At 45.0% G+C, this 18455-nt stretch carries 15 protein-coding genes; 7 read left to right on the plus strand and 8 right to left on the minus strand.

What is annotated here, in order from left to right:
* Positions 1-222: 222 nt before the first annotated feature.
* Positions 223-1575 carry a molecular chaperone gene (gene yegD / locus AC6R16_RS02605; RefSeq protein WP_500673498.1) on the minus strand — a complete coding sequence of 451 codons (1353 nt, stop codon included), beginning with the start codon at positions 1573-1575 and terminating at the stop codon, positions 223-225.
* Between the two features lie 166 nt (positions 1576-1741).
* On the opposite strand from yegD, the gene AC6R16_RS02610 reads away from it, so the two are divergent.
* The 3 genes from AC6R16_RS02610 (at position 1742) to dgcA (ending at position 4689) form a co-directional block, all read left to right on the plus strand.
* Positions 1742-2608: a LysR family transcriptional regulator gene (locus AC6R16_RS02610; protein ID WP_500673499.1), complete on the plus strand. Its 867-nt coding sequence runs from the start codon at positions 1742-1744 to the stop codon at positions 2606-2608.
* 96 nt (positions 2609-2704) lie between these two features.
* A complete protein-coding gene (dgcN, locus tag AC6R16_RS02615; protein ID WP_500673500.1) occupies positions 2705-3709 on the plus strand; it encodes an N-acetyltransferase DgcN in 1005 nt (334 codons plus the stop codon).
* 11 nt (positions 3710-3720) lie between these two features.
* Positions 3721-4689, plus strand: coding sequence for an N-acetyl-D-Glu racemase DgcA (gene dgcA, locus AC6R16_RS02620; protein WP_500673501.1), 969 nt, complete (start codon positions 3721-3723; stop codon positions 4687-4689).
* A 48-nt stretch (positions 4690-4737) separates the two neighbouring features.
* On the opposite strand, the gene AC6R16_RS02625 is transcribed toward dgcA, so the two are convergent.
* A complete protein-coding gene (locus AC6R16_RS02625; RefSeq protein WP_004749433.1) occupies positions 4738-4932 on the minus strand; it encodes a hypothetical protein in 195 nt (64 codons plus the stop codon).
* A gap of 210 nt (positions 4933-5142) precedes the next feature.
* On the minus strand, positions 5143-6576 hold the full coding sequence (locus AC6R16_RS02630) for a serine hydrolase domain-containing protein (protein WP_500673502.1): 1434 nt from the start codon (positions 6574-6576) through the stop codon (positions 5143-5145).
* A 267-nt stretch (positions 6577-6843) separates the two neighbouring features.
* On the opposite strand from AC6R16_RS02630, the gene AC6R16_RS02635 reads away from it, so the two are divergent.
* The 3 genes from AC6R16_RS02635 (at position 6844) to malE (ending at position 11856) form a co-directional block, all read left to right on the plus strand.
* The gene (locus tag AC6R16_RS02635; protein ID WP_500673503.1) at positions 6844-8634 is read left to right on the plus strand and encodes an alpha-amylase family glycosyl hydrolase; all 1791 of its coding nucleotides are present in this window, start codon (positions 6844-6846) and stop codon (positions 8632-8634) included.
* Between the two features lies 1 nt (position 8635).
* A complete protein-coding gene (gene malZ, locus AC6R16_RS02640; protein WP_500673504.1) occupies positions 8636-10486 on the plus strand; it encodes a maltodextrin glucosidase in 1851 nt (616 codons plus the stop codon).
* A gap of 191 nt (positions 10487-10677) precedes the next feature.
* Positions 10678-11856 (plus strand): maltose/maltodextrin ABC transporter substrate-binding protein MalE, encoded by a 1179-nt coding sequence (gene malE, locus AC6R16_RS02645; RefSeq protein WP_500673505.1) that lies wholly within the window; start codon positions 10678-10680, stop codon positions 11854-11856.
* A gap of 49 nt (positions 11857-11905) precedes the next feature.
* Here malE and AC6R16_RS02650 read toward each other — a convergent pair whose 3' ends face one another.
* Positions 11906-12802 carry a LysR family transcriptional regulator gene (locus tag AC6R16_RS02650; RefSeq protein ID WP_500673506.1) on the minus strand — a complete coding sequence of 299 codons (897 nt, stop codon included), beginning with the start codon at positions 12800-12802 and terminating at the stop codon, positions 11906-11908.
* A 145-nt stretch (positions 12803-12947) separates the two neighbouring features.
* On the opposite strand from AC6R16_RS02650, the gene AC6R16_RS02655 reads away from it, so the two are divergent.
* Entirely contained in the window at positions 12948-14579 is a 1632-nt protein-coding gene (locus AC6R16_RS02655) for a glycoside hydrolase family 13 protein (RefSeq protein WP_500673507.1), read from the plus strand.
* Between the two features lie 65 nt (positions 14580-14644).
* Here the strand turns inward: AC6R16_RS02655 and AC6R16_RS02660 are convergent, their stop codons facing one another.
* The 4 genes from AC6R16_RS02660 to AC6R16_RS02675 form a co-directional block, all read right to left on the minus strand.
* The gene (locus tag AC6R16_RS02660) at positions 14645-15256 is read right to left on the minus strand and encodes a DsbA family protein (RefSeq protein WP_004746021.1); all 612 of its coding nucleotides are present in this window, start codon (positions 15254-15256) and stop codon (positions 14645-14647) included.
* Between the two features lie 91 nt (positions 15257-15347).
* A complete protein-coding gene (locus AC6R16_RS02665; RefSeq protein WP_500673508.1) occupies positions 15348-16139 on the minus strand; it encodes a LytR/AlgR family response regulator transcription factor in 792 nt (263 codons plus the stop codon).
* A gap of 13 nt (positions 16140-16152) precedes the next feature.
* Positions 16153-17187: a sensor histidine kinase gene (locus AC6R16_RS02670; protein ID WP_500673509.1), complete on the minus strand. Its 1035-nt coding sequence runs from the start codon at positions 17185-17187 to the stop codon at positions 16153-16155.
* Entirely contained in the window at positions 17187-18455 is a 1269-nt protein-coding gene (locus tag AC6R16_RS02675) for a hypothetical protein (RefSeq protein WP_500673510.1), read from the minus strand. Before AC6R16_RS02675 ends, AC6R16_RS02670 begins: the two co-directional genes overlap by 1 nt.

Genomic DNA, 18455 nt, shown 5'->3' on the forward strand with positions numbered 1-18455 from the left:
TACAAACAACCCTTTTTTAGTCAATTAGTTATTAAGCGACTTGAAGTACGTCAACTCTAGTTAATTATTAAAATTATTATTAAAGTGTGGCTGTTATATGACAAAAATCCAGATTTGAAATGCAATAATCACATTAATGATAGATAAATCATTAATGTGATTAATATCAGTAAGTAAAATGTGATTTAGCTTGTTGATGTCCCAAAAGTGGGACGACTAACGTTAGGAATAAATAGTGTCAGACCAGCGAGCTAATCCAGCGGTGACCGAACCAAAGTAATTGCCACTCACGATTGGCGTGGTCGGCAGTATCGCGCTCACCGCCCCTCTTAAAATTGGCGAGCGTGCAGAGCCCCCTGTCATATAAACGACATCTGGCTCAATCCCACTCTGGTTTATTGCTTCTTTAACTAGTGCTTTAATCTTCTCTGTCGGGACTGAAATTGCCTCTTCCATATCCGATTTTGAAACAGGGATAGAAACTAACTCATTGAGCAATTGAATTTTCGCTTGATAGCTGTCGTCTTCGCCCAAAGCAATTTTGGTCTGCTCGGCTTCTCTGATGATGGCATATCCCAGTGTGCCTTGATATAGTTCGAATAGTCGGCGTAGTTTATCTGGGTTCTGCGCTTCTTTAATCAATAGTTGAAGCTGCTTTCTATTATCGTGCCCATAGAATTTTCGCTGCGCCTGCACATCATTGATAGCAATTGGATTCCAAAATTGGGTTGTCGGGACTTCTAACCCCGCCAGATTTTGGCTGCCCATTCCAAACTCAGGCATAAACTGCTTAAACGCGGTAAAGATATCCAGATCGTTGCCACCCACCATTTGACCAGAGTGTGCTAATAGCGAATCTCTACGCTCGCGCTTTCCAGCCCATGTTGGCCCCATGCGCAGAAACGAGCAGTCTGTGGTACCACCACCAATATCCACGACCAAGACATTTTTGTCCTGATCCAATGATGCTTCATAATCCAACCCGGCGGCAACGGGTTCAAACTGAAATTCAACGTCTTTAAATCCCGCTCTTAAAGCAGCACGACGTAAGATACCTTCGGCTTGAATGTTAGACTCTTCTCCACCTCGACCAAGAAAGTTCACCGGTCGACCAATCACAGTTTGAGTCACCTCTTGCTCTAGAGCCGATTCTGTTCGGTGACGAATGTTTGCCATCATGGCACAAACCAGATCTTCAAAAAACGATAGCTGCATATCACGCAGTCCCATTGCACCTAGGAACGATTTTGGAGATTTAACGTAATAGACATCCTGAGGATCTTCGAGATACAGATTTAGCGCCTCATGACCAAACTTGACGTCTTCACCGCGGACATCAAGCCCCTCTTCGGCATTGAGTTTAATCGCACGACGAAGCATGTTTTCACCCACGCTGTCTGAAGGCTTAATCCCTAAGCTTCTAAAAAGGTATTCGGACACCACTTCTGATGTTGGAGCACAAAGGGTCGAAGGAATATAGTAATCTTCTCCAACCAAAGGAATCTGTTTCACCTGTCCATCGACTAGCGTTGCGACTGAGCAATTCGCGGTTCCATAATCAAATCCAATAGACATAGTGGCTATACCTCTTCACTGTATCGAAATCTTTAGCCTTATTTTGGCGAGCCGGATAGTAAAACCTACACTGGTAGACAGGTCAATAGCGAAAAAGGCTTCTTTTTTAAATACCTAAATTCATTTAAAGTGATTGAAGAATAAATGAGCGAAGGAATCGTGGTCGGTGAATTTAAGACAGCTTGAAGTGTTTTATGCAGTAATGAAAACAGGCACCGTTTCAGGCGCGGCAAAACAGCTTTTTGTTTCCCAACCGAATGTCACCCGCGTTTTGTCTCACACCGAACAGCAATTAGGTTTCGCGCTATTTGAGCGTGTTAAAGGGCGTTTAATCCCAACTAGAGAAGCGAATTTACTGTTACCTGAAGCTGAAAAGGTTTATCAACAACTTGGACAGTTTAGAAACCTGACTAACAAGATAAAGGCAGGAGAAAAACACCTGACGATTGGCGCTCCGCCGATTCTTGCGACCATCTTACTTGCCCCCATCGTAGATAAGATTTGCCGCGAAACCGATTATACCGTTGAAATTTCTACCGGTAACCGAGACGAGTTATGTGATGCTTTGATCAAAAATGAAGTGGATCTGGCGATTGGTTTTGGTGACGAAACGCCACCAGCAATTGTGAGACGCGAGCTACTAAGTGAAGAAATGACCGTGTTAACACCACTGACGACTTCTAACCAAGCTAGCTATTCTCTGTCAGAGCTGATAAACAACAAACAACCGCTAGTTGGGCTTGATACTCGCGATCCATTAGGGTTGCGACTTCACCAAGCTATTCATGCGGTAGACGCCAGCTATCACTCTAAGATCTCAGTCAGAAGCTACAGCGCAGCTGCAGAACTTGTCACGTATGGAAACTGTAACGCGGTCGTGGATCCATGGACAGCGCAGCATTATCAGAACAAGGTGCAAACCGCTCAACTCGAACCTGCCATTAGAGTCTCCGTGTCTCTACTTCATGCAGAGCACTACCCATTATCGATCGCGGCCAAGTGGTTTGTGGAACAGCTTTACTCCAGCCTATAACCTAACGTTATACCCAACAAATAGATAAGCATTCGAAACTGACTCTACGCCTAGATAAAGTCTTGTTATTGCAAACAATCAATAACAGGGATGCTTATGTCAATTGCTCAACCTTACCTTCTTTTTCTTGGCGATGTCACTGATCCAATCGCAGCTAAAACAGCCCGTGGCATTGCCTTGTGGCGCCCTGAAACCTGTAAAGGGCAACTGAGGCTAAGCGAAGAAGCCGTGTCATTAGATTTACCAGAGTTATCGTTGCAACAAGCAAAAGAGCAAGGCGTCAAAACCCTTGTTATAGGCACAGCCAATGCAGGTGGCGTTATCCCTGAGAGTTGGCAACAGACGTTAATTCAGGCTGCTGAAATGGGCTTCAACATTGCGTCCGGAATGCATAGCCGCCTGTCCGATATTCCTCAGTTAAAATTGCTTGAAGAGAAAGGCAAATGCCAGCTTCACGATGTACGCCACTTTGACCAATCACTCGCCGTCGGAAATGGTAAGAAACGCCTCGGTAAGCGCCTTTTAACCGTGGGCACCGATTGCTCTGTTGGCAAAATGTTTACTGCCCTAGCACTTGAAAGTGCTCTCAAAAAACGCTCGGTAGATGCACACTTTAAAGCCACTGGGCAAACTGGCATTTTGATTGAAGGCTCAGGCATTTCAGTCGATGCCGTAGTAGCCGATTTTATTTCTGGTGCAGTAGAAGCGATTAGTCCTGACTTTACAGACCACAAGTGGGATATTATCGAAGGCCAAGGTTCGCTATTTAATCCTTCTTTTGCAGGTGTCAGTTTGGGGTTACTTCATGGCGCTCAGGCTGATGCTTTGGTGCTTTGTCACGAAATCGGTCGCCCGCATATTCGCCATCTGCCTCATTGCCCTGTCCCTTCAATCGAGGAGACACTGTCAGCTAACTTAGCCGCTGCTAAGCTCACTAATGCCAATGTTCAGATTGCCGGCATAAGCTTAAACACTTCTGCAATCAGTGAAGAGGATGCTCGCGCTTTATGCGCCGATTGGCAAGAGCAATTCAAGGTACCTGTGACAGACCCGGTTCGCTTTGGTATTGATTCTATTGCTCAACATATTGCTCAACTTTAAAGGTGGCTAAGATGCGCATTGAAGCCAAAGCTCACTCAATTAAGCTTGCCACTCCGTTTGTTATCTCTCGTGGTGCCCGGACTCACTGTAACGTCGTCAGAGTGACGATTGGTTTGGGCAACTGGCAAGGTGTCGGTGAATGTACCCCTTACCCACGTTATGAGGAAAGTGTTGAATCCGTCCTAGAGCAAATCGAAACTTGGCAAGTGAATCTGAAGCACTTAACCCCAGTACAAGCCAAGCTGCAATTGCAAAACTTTCCTGCTGGTGCAGCTCGTAACGCTCTGGACTGCGCATTGTGGGCGTTAATTTGCGATATGGATGAACTCGACTTTCCCGGACCTTACTTCGACGTTAACCCCAATATAGAAACGGCAATGACGGTCTCTATCGGCAGTGCAGAAATCATGGGGCAACAAGCTCGACAGTATGTAGAACAAGGGGCTACCTTACTCAAGGTTAAACTTGATGAGTCAGACATAGAACATAGGGTTGCAGCTGTAAGGCAAGCTGCGCCAAATTGCAGAATCATTCTTGATGCCAATGAAGCTTGGAAGAATATGGAGTTGGAGTCTCTGTTTCAGCGTCTCGCTCACTATGATATCGCCATGATCGAGCAACCTGTTCCTGCGGGTCAAGATGAGTTATTGCAAGGCATTGCTCATCCAATTCCGCTTTGCGCTGACGAGAGCTGTCATACCAAACAAGACCTCTCTTCACTAAAGGGCTGTTATGAAATGGTCAACATCAAACTGGATAAAACTGGCGGGCTCACTGAGGCATTTGCACTTGAAGCTCAAGCACGCTCCCTTGGCTTTGATATCATGGTAGGGTGTATGTTAGGCACGTCCGTAGCCATGAAAGCGGCATTGCCGATCGCGACGCGTGCAGAAATCGTCGACCTAGATGGCCCTGTTTTGCTGGGGCAAGATGTGGAAAATGGGTTGAGATACAGTGAAGGCAAATTACATTTATTGTAAACAACGAAAAGGCAGCCATTTAGGCTGCCTTGGTGATTCTACTTGTTTTTACACGTCGAGTGACATGCCAATTTGGCTGAGCTTGGTTTTAAATTCATCCACACTCGATGCTTCATAAGTCGGTGAACCGTTAAAATACCTTGGTTTTTCTGGAAGCATCGCATTCTTTAACGCTTTTTCTTGGTCAATATCATCATGATATACGGTGACGCGATTAGGGATGTCCTGTTGGAATTTCGCCATTGTGTTCTCCTTTCCTCTGACGTTTTACTCAAATAAAGCTTAGGAAATCTCCTCCAAGTGTCAAAGTGAACTTTCGTACCAGAAAACACTATAAGACTCTTGGTTAGTATCTGATATTAAAGAGAAACTAATCAGTATGGCTAACAATAAAAGGCTCACACAATTAGTGAATCTGTGAGCCTATACCAATTTTTCCGTAAATTTATTAACTTATTTAACTGAAGTAAATGCAGGAATAATATAGTCCTCCATTATTTCTTGATAAGGTGTCGGTCCATTCATTTGCCACGCCGTTCGCGCCACAACTAAGTTGAGTTCATCCACCACAGCGACTATCTGTCCACCATATCCCAAGCCATAAGCAACAGAGTAAGTTTTCCCATCTACTTCAGCATCACTTAACCACCAGTAATATCCGTAGCTAACGCCCCTATCACGGGTTTTTAAATACTTTTGTGTCGAGCGTTCAATCCAACCTTCAGGCAAAATTCGTTCGCCTTGCCACACCCCGTCTTGTGCGACCAGTTGACCGACCTTTAGCATGTCTCGTGGTCGCATATAACCACCACCAGCAGCATTACTCACACCACCAGCCTGCATTGACATGTAAGCGTTTTGAAAACAAAGCATATTAAGAGGGCTAGAGCGCCAATAGTCTGCGAAGTTTTTCTTTCCGCTCTGTTGGGCGACAATCTCTCCAACAACAGTCACTAGACCACCGTTGTACTGGAACATGCTGCCAGGTTGTACGGCAAGCTCACGATCTAGAATAAACTCGACCGGATCGTTTTTTGCCATTTCAATTGAGCGAACATTGTTTGGATTGCCATAAGGGATACTCCACTCATCCCAGTTGAGGCCAGCGCCCATTGACAAGAAATGATGTAATGTCAGCTCGGATTTATCCTGTTGAAGAAACTTGGCATAAGCCGGCATGAGGTCTGCTATTTTTGTTTGATAGCCTTCGAACAGCTCTTGTTTTATCGCAGAGCCAGCTGCGAGGGAAGTTAAACTTTTACTGATCGATTGTATCGTATGAGGAAAGTCTGCTTGCCAACCCCCAAAGTACTTTTCAATGACTAATTTACCATCCTTAGCGATCAGTAGACTGTCTGTATTCGCATAGAGGGAATCTGATTGTTGGCTTAGTTCAACAAGCGATTTTATTACACTTTGGTCATAGCGTATATTACTGTCAGTTTGCCACTCTTGATTTTCACAGCTGGTTTCGTTACTCAAGTTACTCCACCAGTAGTCGTCAAATAACATAGGAACGTTGAGCTCATGACTATTGACATCGGCACGTCCAAACAAGCTTTTAAATTCGCTGTATTGGAATCTTCCGGATTGGTACACCCCATCTTTTTGATGATAGAAAGAGCCCGATAAAGGAACATTTGTGTCTAGCGCACGAAACTCCCCTTTATCGTTGACCTCTATCGGGACAACGCCCCATGCGCTGTACAGATATTGCTTACCGTTTTGTTCATAAAAGAACATATTTTGCGCTTCAGATTTTCCCGCTTCATACATTCCATGATGCGCTTTGAGCGTATCTGCTTGCGCATGGGATAAAAGTAAAGCCGTACAAGTAACTACAGAAAAGGCTTTGAGAATCCGCCATCGTTTAGCTGTTATCATCATCCTGACTCCTGATTAGTTTTCTCATTCCCATTCTAAATAATTCTATTTTAATACAACCATTTACTAAGCAAATATGCGAGACCAAACGCAATAAACATTATCAATACCAAGCTTTATATTGGTGGAAACTTGCTAGAATTCAGGCGAAATTGTTTAACTAAAATCACACTTTCCTTTTCTACGCCCCCTATAGTTTAAAAAGGGATGAGTTGGCTCTTCCTTGCTTGTTTTAGCCTTTGACAAAACAACAATTGGCTACCCTACACAATGAAAAAACAAAATATTTATCAAGTCTTCACTCGGCTATTTGGCAACACCAATCGAACCAATATTTCATGGGGAACGATTGAACAAAACGGTGTCGGGAAATTCAGCGATTTTACAGATAAGGCGCTGGTCGAGATTAAAAAACTTGGTATAACCCATATCTGGTACACGGGTGTTCCGCATCATGCTGTTATTGGTGACTATAGTGAGATAGGCATTAGCAATGATCACCCGAGTGTGGTCAAAGGGCGTGCTGGGTCACCTTACGCGGTAAAAGATTACTACTCGGTCAATCCCGATTTAGCCGACAACCCTAGCGAGCGCAACCAAGAGTTTGCCGCGCTGATTGAAAGAACGCATAACGCTGACATGAAGGTCATCATCGACATTGTGCCCAACCATGTTGCGCGTGTTTACAAGGGGCTTAACAACCCAATAGGCGTCAGCGATTTTGGTGCCCATGATGACACTAGCGTCGCTTACGCCAAAGATAACAACTTCTACTATATCCCCAATCAAGCGTTTGAGTTGCCCGATACTCTGCTTGAGGAGCCGCCACTTGGTGGTGAAAAACATCCGGACCTTGTCGAACCGTATTATGAGTTTCCCGCAAAATGGACGGGCAACGGTTCACGCCTTGCTAAACCTAATCATGATGATTGGTATGAAACGGTCAAAGTTAACTATGGGGTAAAACCCGACGGCAGTAAAGACTTTGCAACGCTACCCGAAGAGTACCGCTTTAAATCTGCCAATGAGCACCTTGAGTTTTGGTCAGATAAGGAAGTGCCTGACTCTTGGGTTAAGTTCCGCGATATCGCCCTGTATTGGCTCGGACAAGGTGTGGATGGGTTCCGTTACGATATGGCAGAAATGGTACCTGTCGAGTTTTGGAGCTTTATGAACTCGTCGATTAAGCATGTTAACCCAGATGCCTTCCTCATGGCGGAGGTGTATCAACCGGACTTGTATCGCGACTATATTCAGCTGGGCAAGATGGACTATTTATACGACAAAGTCGATCTTTATGATTCACTCAAAGAGGTGATTCAGGACAAGGGCTCGACCAGAGAGATCGGACGCATACAGCATGAGCTGCGCGATATTGAGCACCATATGCTCCACTTCCTTGATAACCACGACGAGCAGCGCGTGGCTTCACCTGAGTTTGCAGGCAGTGGCGAGAAAAGCAAACCTGCCATGCTGGTGTCAGCGTGTTTATCTACCTCACCGACCATGATTTATTTTGGTCAAGAGGTTGGTGAAGCGGGCGCTGAAATGGCAGGGTTTGGTCAACCATCACGAACTTCAATTTTTGACTATATTGGTGTCCCTGCCCACCAGCGCTGGATGAATGAAGGGCGTTTTGATGGCGGCCTTCTTTCACCATCAGAACTCGAGCTTAGAAACTTTTACAGTACACTGCTTAACCTAACGTTAAACCATTCAGCACTGTGTGGCGATTACCATGACTTATACGCCGCCAATTTTGATAACTTCGCGGAAATGCAGGATAAACTGTATGCGTTTGCTCGCTCCGATGATGAGCAAGCCATCATCATCGCCACCAATTTTAGTAACAAGCAATCGAAGCAACTCGAGCTTATTATCCCAAATAACCTTGTGGAGCTGTGGCAATTAAGCAGTGGGCAATATCCCCTAGTTGATAAACTCAATCAGCAAACGTATCGCCTCAAGGTAGACGAAAACGGTGCAAGGATCGAATTAGATCTTGCTCCATTGGCAACCCATTTCCTATGTTTAGATAATCTCAAGCAGTTGAGAGGTTAAGATGAAGTCACTACCATTTATCTATCACGGACAATCTGTTGACTGGCTAACACGCGAAGACAATAAACTCAACGTCACCTTAGCCACCGAGAAAGCCGTCAACTTTACCAAAGTCTTGCTGCGCCATGAGCCAGATAATGAAGAATACTTGGTCGGGATGACGTTAAGCAAAACCACTGAACACTTAACGTACTGGCAAGCGAGTTTCCCTCTCAACAATGACCGAGATGTCTCGCACTACACTTTCAAGCTTTTGACTGAGTGCGGGCAATACTGGCTTGATGCCAAAGGAGTCTCAAAGCGAGTTTCACCAAAAGAGACTCACTTTAAATACAATGCACACCACCAACCGCCGAACTGGGTGCAAGAGCAGGTTTTCTATCAGATCTTCCCTGACCGTTTTTGCAATGGCAAACCTGAAATCAGCGTTAAAGAGGGAGAATACTTAGTCTCCGGCGGGACAAAATCGGTCGTGGCTAAGCAATGGGGTGACCCCATAGATACCGAAAGCGGAAACGCGGGTTGCGAGTTCTACGGCGGGGACTTATACGGCGTTGAAGATAAACTCGACTATTTGCAAAACCTTGGGGTAACTGCGCTCTACTTAAACCCAATTTTCACTGCGCCAAGTAACCACAAGTACGATACCTCTGATTACCTGCAAGTTGACCCCCATTTAGGCAGCAATGAGTACTTTGCCAGCCTTTGCCAGCAACTGCGAGATAGAGAGATGAAAATCATGCTCGATGCGGTGTTTAACCATACGTCAACAGAGCATCCGTGGTTTAATTTACAAGGGTTACAGGATAGCCTTGGCGCCTATCAATCACCGGATTCTCCGTATCGGGATTACTATTTCTTTAATGGTGATAGCCAAGACTACGTCAGCTGGAAGGGAATTCAATCACTCCCTGTACTGAACTTTGAAAACCAGCAGGTGAAAGACTATATCTACGCCAGCGATGAAGCCGTCATCAAACACTGGTTAAGGCCGCCTTATCAAATCGATGCGTGGCGCTTTGATGTGATTCATATGCTTGGTGAGGGTGAAGGCGCGACAAATAATGCCCACTATGTCAAAGCATTTAGAGATTCAGCTAAGCAAGTGAATCCAGATTGCTATGTACTCGGAGAACACTTCTTTGAAGCGACACAGTGGTTGCAGGGCGATCAAGAAGATGGCGCAATGAACTACTACGGCTTTGCCCATCCAGTAAGAGCTTTATTAGCCAAACTCGATATTGCCTTTGACCCTATCGATATCAGCGTAGGGGAGTTTGTCGATTGGCAAGCAGAAGCAAGAGCTAAACTACCATGGCAAAACCAACTAGCCCAGTTAAACCAGCTAGATAGCCATGACACGGCGCGCTTCCTTGAACTCGTTAAACATGACCCTCGCCTATTTAAACTGGCAAGTGTGCTGCTGTTTAGTTACGTCGGCACCCCTTGCATCTACTATGGCACAGAACTCGGTATGGTGGGGAGCCATGACCCTGACAATCGCCGCACAATGCCTTGGGAACAGGAGGATAACTCTGAGTATCTTGACTGGTTTACGCAGTTGATTGCTCTAAGGAAAGCCAACCCGGCCCTACAGAAAGGTGACTATATTCCCGTCCATCACGATGAAGACTGTTTTGTTTTTGCACGTAAACTAGGCGGCAATACCATGCTCTGTGCCTTCAACTTGTGCGAGAAAACAGTCCACCGCCAACTGCCAGTCTGGCGAGCTGATATACACTCAGGTACTTTCAATGGACAACTCTGTGGTGAGGTATCTTACGCCTCTAACGGGCTATTAAACCTTTCAATGCCACCTCGCTCGGCACTTTTGCTGTTAAAAGAGGAGTAATCTCCTAACTTCACACTATCAAGGATAAAACCAGCGGCGCATTTTCTTTGATGCGCCGATTTCTTTGAACACAAGCACATCTTTACCGTTTGATATAGCTTTTTCCTATACTTAACTCTCGATAATCTATTTTCCCATTAACTGGAGGAAAGGTAGCCTTGTCTTAAAGTTAATGACATGGATTGATAGTGATGAACAAGTTCCTGAAACCTCTTTCTATTTGTACTCTGGCAGTATTGGCTTCTAACCCTGTTGTGGCAATGACCGAAGGTGAAATCACGATTTGGATCAATGGTGATAAAAGCTATGAAGGTTTAGCTGAAATTGGTAAACAGTTTGAACAAGATACTGGCGTTAAAGTCATTGTTCAGCACCCTGAATCTTTAGAAGAACGATTTGAAAAAGTCGCCGCGAAAGGAATGGGGCCAGATATTATCATTTGGGCACATGACCGATTCGGTGGCTATGCAGAGGCTGGCCTTCTAAAGGAGCTCAATCCTAGCCAAGAATTTAAAAACAAACTCATCGATTTCAGTTGGGATGCGGTCACGGTTAACGGCAAGATTATGGGTTACCCAATCGCCATTGAGACACCTTCGCTTATCTACAACAAAGACTTATTGCCTGAGCCGCCAAAAACATGGGAAGAGCTCACCGCTATTCACAAAAACATGGCAGAGCAAGGTAAACAAGCCATTATGTGGGACGTAAAGAACGCCTACTTTACTTGGCCAATGATTTCGTCGGGCGGCGCGTACGCATTTGAAAAGATCGAAGGCGGCTATAATGGCGCAAAAACCGGCGTGAATAATGAAGCGGGTATTAAGGGACTTCAGTTTCTTGTCGACATGGTGAACCAAGGCGTCGTCAATCCCGATATGGATTACTCAGTGTCCGAAGCTGCCTTTAGCAAAGGTGAAGTTGCTATGACGATTAATGGCCCTTGGTCTTGGGGCAACCTAGATAAAATGGGGCTTAACTATGGCGTGGCCGAGCTTCCAACCCTAAATGGCGGTAAGGGCAATCCGTTTGTCGGCGTCCTCAGTGCAGGTATTAATGCTGGGAGCCCAAATGAAGATTTAGCCGTAGAACTATTGGAAAACTACCTGTTCGTTGATGACTCGTTAAAAATCATGAATGACGACAAACCGCTTGGTGCCGTCACACTAAAAAGCTTCCAGAAAATCCTAGAAAGCGATCAGCGAATCAAAGCAACCATGACCAACGCTGAAAATGGCGAGATCATGCCTAACATTCCGCAGATGACTGCTTACTGGTTTGCCGAAGGGGCAGCAATTGACAACGCGATGCAAGGAAAACAAACCGTAAAACAAGCCCTTGATACGGCAGCAAAGCAGATCATTAAATAATAACGACTTACTTTCTTCTTTTAACTTGTTCAGTCCTTTTGCCGAGAGTTTAGCTCTCGGCTTTTTTTATGATCAGATCAATTAAGGCTTGGGTCGGTTTGGTGAAGTCACCGACTTTAGTGTAAATCCCTACCTGACCAAGCTGCTTATTGTTTAGCCATAACAGGGCCAAACCTTGGTTAACAAAAAGCGCCTCCATCTCAGAGGTATAAGGCATAATCGCGTTGCTCATTTTAACCATATCAATACTGGCCGAAAGCGAATCTAGCTCATACGTGACTTGGGTATTTTGCGCGGCAGAAGTAAACAACTCCGCTCCCTCTTCCGTAAGTACATCGCCATGGCGAGCGTGATCAGGTGTCACCTTAACCAGCGGATAGTCTCTGGCTTTCTCCACGATATTGGCTTCGCCCCTCAAGGGATGCTCTGGACGCACATACCAAGCTTCTCGTTCTTGAAAAAGCGGAATAAAACGAACACGATGACGTGAGTTTATACCGATAATCTCATGACCAACAAACAGGTCAATATCATCGTTAATCAGATGATGCAGCATAGACAAACCGTTGCCAAATTCGATATGCATTGAACTGTTAGGAAACTGTTTTGTGAACTGCTGCACCGCTTCAGCGCCAAAGCACTGCCACCAAGCCTCTCCAATGCCCAGCTTAACCTTACCACCACTTCTAAGCTTCATATCCGACATTTGATGCATCATCTGGATGTGCTTTTCTTGCACTTCCTGAACATAGCGAAAGTACACCCAACCATATTCTGTAAGCTCAACACCTTTTGACTTTCTGACGAACAAGTCGGCTCCCAGCTGCTCTTCTAACTTTTTAATTGCCGTCGTCAAGGAAGGCTGACTAATAAAGAGCTTATCAGCAGCGGCTTTTATGCTGCCCTGTCGCGCAACTTCATAAAAATAACGATATTGCTTATCCATACTTTCACGCATCCGTTTTCTGAAGACTAAAGCCTAGCGTGTGGTATTGATTTTTTCTATAGGGCAATTCAAACAATCAATTATTTTTACCTGGATTAGTTCGCTATAGTCTGGTCAGTTAATCAGTTCAGTTAGGGCTTAGAAAATGGAAAAACGTTGGTGGCATGACAGTGTGGTCTATCAGATCTATCCACGCAGCTTTTGTGATTCAAACAACGATGGTATTGGTGACCTTCAAGGCATCATCAGCAAACTCGACTATCTAGATAAACTCGGTATTGACGTTATTTGGCTATCTCCTGTTTATCAGTCACCGATGGACGACAACGGCTACGATATTTCAGATTATCAAGCTATCGCACCTGAGTTTGGCTCCATGGAGGACATGCGCGAGCTGATTGCACAAGCTAAACAACGCGGTATTCGCATCGTTATGGATTTAGTGGTCAACCATACCTCTGATGAACACCCTTGGTTTGTTGAAGCAAAGCAAAACCCTAACAGCGAATATCGAGAGTTCTACATTTGGCGCGACGCCAATCCAGACGGCACTCCACCAAGCCAGATAGACTCTATTTTTGGTGGCAGCGCGTGGCAGTGGGATGAAGAGAATCAACAGTACTATTTCCATCTATTTTCAAAACGCCAACCTGACTTAAACTGGGAAAACCCAAACGTCCACGACAAAGTGTTCGAGATGATGAACTGGTGGATCGAGCAAGGGATTGGTGGCTTCCGATTAGATGTGATCGACCTTATTGGTAAAGAGATCGATAAAAGCATCACAGGCAACGGTGATCGCCTGCATCCATTGCTGCAGAAAATGAACCAAGCAACGTTTGGTGACAAAGACTTGCTCACGGTTGGCGAAACGTGGGGGGCAACACCAGAGATTGCTAAACTGTATAGCGATCCTGCAAGGCATGAGCTTTCTATGGTATTTCAGTTTGAACACATCACGCTGACTTGGCAAAACGGTGATAAATGGCGCCCTATTCCACTCGATTTAAACGAGTTTAAGCGTGTACTAACAAAATGGCAGGTTGAGCTAAAGAGCCAAGGTTGGAACTCACTATTTTGGAACAACCACGACCTCCCACGTGTCGTCTCGAAATATGGCTGTGACAAGCAATATCGAGTTGAATCTGCCAAGATGCTCGCCACGACTTTGCACTTTATGAAAGGCACGCCTTACATCTATCAAGGCGAAGAGATTGGCATGACCAACGTTGCATTTGAAAACATTGAACAATACAAAGATATCGAAACAGTCAATTTCTACAAGGTGAAGACAGAATCGGGAGTGAGTCATGAACACATGATGACAGCCATCCATGAAAATGGCCGCGATAATGCGCGTACGCCAATGCAATGGAATGATGACCATCATGCAGGCTTTACCAATGGTACTCCGTGGATAGAGGTCAATCCAAACTACACAGAAATCAATGTCGCGAAAGCACTTGCCGATAAAGACTCAATCTTCTATCACTATCAGCAACTTATCTCGCTGCGTAAAGCACACCCAGTGATTGTCTATGGCGATTTCATCCCGCTACTGGAAGATCACCCACAACTGTTCGCCTATGAGCGCAAGGGGCTTGAGGAACACATTGTGGTATTTAGTAACTTCAGTGCTGAATCCATTAGTGTTGAACTACCCGACCACTTGGTTGATCAGCAGGTCGAGACCTTAATCAGCAACGGTCACTCAATCGATTCGCTTAGCAATGAAATAAACCTCAAGCCATTCGAATCTATCGCAGTTAAACTCTAGTTAAATCGAACCTTAACCAAAAACACCGGGCATTAACCCGGTGTTTCTTTGTTTGCATCGCAAGCCTAAATCAATTGTTCGATCTGGCTAATGGTGGTTTGTGCTGATTGGTAATCCACTTGAAGTTCGACAAGTCCTTCAGCCGTTTGCACAAACAACGATGGGAAACTATTCCCCCCTATGCTACGAGCAAAATCCAACTCGCGCATGAACTCCTCATTCAAGGTGACCGAGCCAAAGTCGGACTCAAAACGTTCTAAATCTAAACCAATGCTGTCAGCAAGATCGATAAGCACATCGCTGTCACTCGGGTTTCTCGCCTCAAGGTAATACGCAGTTTGAATTGCGGTCAGCATTTGTTTCTCTGCGCTTTGCTTACGCGCAGCTAACACCGCTCGGCAAGCAGGATAAGTGGACCGTCTAGGGACGTTGGTATTCCAGAATTCATAGTTAAATTGAGTACCAAGGAAGTCCTCAATTTTCCTCCAGTAGGAAACAATCTGTCGCTGCATTGCTTCTGGCATGGGGAGATCAGAATCAGGGGCTAAGCCGCCTACTACATACTGTATTTCAATTTTGCCCTCTAAAATTTGGCAAATCTGCTGCCAAACTGGCTTGTAACCCCAGCACCACGAACACATAGGGTCATAAACATAATAGAGTTTGTTTTGAGCCATCCACATCACTCCAGCGAAGTATTGATAGCTTTAAGCATAACTGTTGAGAATCAATTTGCACTATAACGGAATAAGTAAATTTTAAACGAGATCACCAAAGGCTAGTAAACTGACTTTGCATCGCTCGACTGACAGGGAGCTTATCCTCCCCAATCACTACCATCATCTTCCCAGTAATGACTTTCTTTACCTTCTCGACTTTTGAAACGTTCACTATGGTTGAACGATGTATCTGCCAAAAGTTATCGGGGTCGAGTTGCTGGAGCAACTCTTTTAACGATGTCCTAAGCAGATATTCTGCCGTTTTGCCTTCTTCTTTAGTGAATACAGAAACGTATTTATCTTCCGCTTTAAAATAGAGCACGTCTGAGGTAGAGATAAGGTGAATGTCCTCCCCTTTGGTTGCTCTTACCCAGTTTAAATAGCTCGGGGACACTTGATGGCTAAGCTGTTGAATTTGCGAAAGTAACGCTGCCATATCTGGTGAGTTTTGATCTGCCGTCCCTTCGATTCGCTGCTTTACCTTAGCGACGCATTGCTCTAGGCGCTGCTCGGATAACGGCTTAAGCAAGTAATCAAGAGCATTGGCTTCAAACGCCTGTAGTGCATATTCATCATAAGCAGTAATAAACACGACTTGGGTTGGGCTGTTCATTTTACCCAATGCTCGTGCTGCCGACATACCATCAAGCTGAGGCATTTTTATATCAAGGAATACAAGATCAGGCTCGAATTGTTCAATCATTTCCAGCGCTTCTTGACCGTTTTTAGCCTGCCCTACAATTTCTAATTGAGGCCAAACCTCAGCCAGCATCTTGTTAAGGTGATATCTCAACAATGGTTCATCATCGGCAATGACTGCGGTAACTTCCTTGATTGTCATTAAATCCTTCCTATTACGAGGTCAATTGATTGAACGGAATTTGAATCACCGCCAACACACCACCAGAGGCAGATTGCTTCATTTTCAAGCTCGCTTGGTTACCATAAAGCGTAGCAATTCTCTCTTTGGTGTTTTCTAACCCAATACCATTGCCACTGCTGTTTGGCGCATTAGCAAACCCTACACCAGAATCTTCGACTTCGATAACCATAAGCTGTTCTTTTTTCGAGACTTCGATAGAGATCTCGCCCCCATCAACTTTTGGTTCAATACCGTGCTGAATCGCATTTTCAACCAAAGGTTGCAACAGCAAAGGGGCAAACAATACCTCTTCACTGATCGAGTTGGTGATCTGATAGTTTAAGCGTTCATCGAGACGGATCTTTTGTATCGCTAAGTAGGCATCAACCAAGTCTAATTCTGCTTTTAAAGTCGAAGTCTCTTTACGGCTGTTTTGTAACGTTCCTCTTAGCAAATCCGTCAGTTTCCCTAACATATGCTGCGCGGCTTTTGGGTCATGGCTAATTAACGCATTGACGTTGGCAAGGGTATTAAATAGAAAATGCGGTTCAATTTGGCTTTGCAGTTGACGAAGCTGGCTCTTAACTAAGGCTTTCTCTTGTTCTGACTGAATGCGTTTAGCTGTTTCTAGTTCCTTTTGTGCCAGTAGCTTTTGCTCATGCGTGTAAAAGTAGAAAAAGCATGTCGCTGAGAAGATAAACCCAAGAATTGCTACTGGTTTAAGTTGGCTGATATCAGAGAACTTTTCGTAACTATTTAACCACCAGTAGGCATTCAGCGTACCGAAAACCATTGCGCCCACTATCGACAACCCGGTCACCACTTGATTTGACAGCTTCGGCCACAAGCGGCTGATCACCAATGAGCTCACAACCGAGCTGTAACCATAGCCTAAACTGATCGCCAGATGCTCTAGGTAGGCACTTGGCCAAATAGATTGAGTGACAAAAGCAATCACTGCGCAAAAGATCGTGGTATAGGCAAAACTCTTAAATGCATTTGCTGCGTAGTTTGTCGATTCCGTCATTAAAACCTTCCTCTGAGATTAATAAAAATCATACGCTTATCTGATAAATTTGCATACACAGACTCGCTGTCCCCCGTCATAAAACGCGCAGCAAGTTCCGCTGAAAATGACGCAGAGCCTGAGTCATACACCCGATAATCCAACCACTGAGTCGCTATCACTCCCTGATCTTGCGGGGAATAAAGAAGATCAAACGTCGGAGTCAGTTTGTTTAGCCACAAATACTCTTTTGACCAAGACCATTGGCTCCAACTCGAAGAGTCTAACGACCAATGAAACATCATATTATGTTGCACCAAGTTAGTATTATTTAGCCCTTGTGCGTACGATGAAGCCAAAGGCTTAAGTGAGGGATTGTTCGATAAAGAAGCCACGCGCTCGAATGCGTTATTCCATTCACTTTGACTCCAGCTGCGACTGTCATACCAATACTCTAGGATGATGTTGTTGCCTACTGCATTTGCCCAATTAAGCCCGACCAGAGCTTGGACAGCGTCCGTTTGCTCTGCCAAGGTAACTGGTTGGTGATTTTCGCCTTGGATATAGCTTAAGTACTTACGTTGATAGAGTGCTGAGCTATGCAGTGACCATGCGTCACTCAGAACGGTAACAAATGAGCCGCCGAGTAAACCTTGACGAACGTCATCATAGTAAGCCAATCCTTGCCATTCACTGTCTCCCGACAGAACATATCGCCTTACGCCAATACCTCGCTGTTCAGAAGACTCTTCTAACTGGCTACCTTCTTGTTGCGTCCATGAAGAGACACTGTAAACGAGGCTCCACTCACCTGACATATCAAAGTAAGACGCCATAGCGACGCCCGTTCCCTCTTCGACTTGAATTCCAACAGGGTTTCTCCGGTAAGGCTTAAACACATCTAGTGGCCGATAGCCGTAACCTACCCCCCAATCGAGGCGCACTTTCCCTAACGTTATATCAATTGGAGTTTTAAAAAACTCTCTACTGCCTTGCCAAAACAGCTCTTGGACTATCAACTCGCCATCATATGACTCAGACGAATCTGAGCTATAAACATGAGTGCCTTTTGCCGCTATCAGGCCCGTGAATCCATAGCCTTCTAGTTGTAAGTCGATAAGCGCATCTACCGTTTCGCTGCTGCTGTCACTCGACTTACCTAGCAAAGAGGAATCTCGATGCTGCGCGGTACTGCCACTGAGAGTGTAATCCCAGTCAAAACTCACTTCGCTCGCCATTACCGGCGCCGCCAATACCATCAAGCAAGTTAACGCAAGGCTATATTTCAT

The organism is Vibrio sp. R10-SG3-ISO10, assembly GCF_059834185.1.

What these genes read in the sequence shown, in the direction of transcription:
- yegD (WP_500673498.1), bottom strand. Translation starts at nt 1,575, where the DNA reads ATGTCTATTGGATTTGATTATGGAACCGCGAATTGCTCAGTCGCAACG.
- dgcN (WP_500673500.1), top strand. Translation starts at nt 2,705, where the DNA reads ATGTCAATTGCTCAACCTTACCTTCTTTTTCTTGGCGATGTCACTGAT.
- dgcA (WP_500673501.1), top strand. Translation starts at nt 3,721, where the DNA reads ATGCGCATTGAAGCCAAAGCTCACTCAATTAAGCTTGCCACTCCGTTT.
- AC6R16_RS02625 (WP_004749433.1), bottom strand. Translation starts at nt 4,932, where the DNA reads ATGGCGAAATTCCAACAGGACATCCCTAATCGCGTCACCGTATATCAT.
- AC6R16_RS02630 (WP_500673502.1), bottom strand. Translation starts at nt 6,576, where the DNA reads ATGATGATAACAGCTAAACGATGGCGGATTCTCAAAGCCTTTTCTGTA.
- AC6R16_RS02635 (WP_500673503.1), top strand. Translation starts at nt 6,844, where the DNA reads ATGAAAAAACAAAATATTTATCAAGTCTTCACTCGGCTATTTGGCAAC.
- malZ (WP_500673504.1), top strand. Translation starts at nt 8,636, where the DNA reads ATGAAGTCACTACCATTTATCTATCACGGACAATCTGTTGACTGGCTA.
- malE (WP_500673505.1), top strand. Translation starts at nt 10,678, where the DNA reads ATGAACAAGTTCCTGAAACCTCTTTCTATTTGTACTCTGGCAGTATTG.
- AC6R16_RS02650 (WP_500673506.1), bottom strand. Translation starts at nt 12,802, where the DNA reads ATGGATAAGCAATATCGTTATTTTTATGAAGTTGCGCGACAGGGCAGC.
- AC6R16_RS02655 (WP_500673507.1), top strand. Translation starts at nt 12,948, where the DNA reads ATGGAAAAACGTTGGTGGCATGACAGTGTGGTCTATCAGATCTATCCA.
- AC6R16_RS02660 (WP_004746021.1), bottom strand. Translation starts at nt 15,256, where the DNA reads ATGGCTCAAAACAAACTCTATTATGTTTATGACCCTATGTGTTCGTGG.
- AC6R16_RS02665 (WP_500673508.1), bottom strand. Translation starts at nt 16,139, where the DNA reads ATGACAATCAAGGAAGTTACCGCAGTCATTGCCGATGATGAACCATTG.
- AC6R16_RS02670 (WP_500673509.1), bottom strand. Translation starts at nt 17,187, where the DNA reads ATGACGGAATCGACAAACTACGCAGCAAATGCATTTAAGAGTTTTGCC.
- AC6R16_RS02675 (WP_500673510.1), bottom strand. Translation starts at nt 18,455, where the DNA reads ATGAAATATAGCCTTGCGTTAACTTGCTTGATGGTATTGGCGGCGCCG.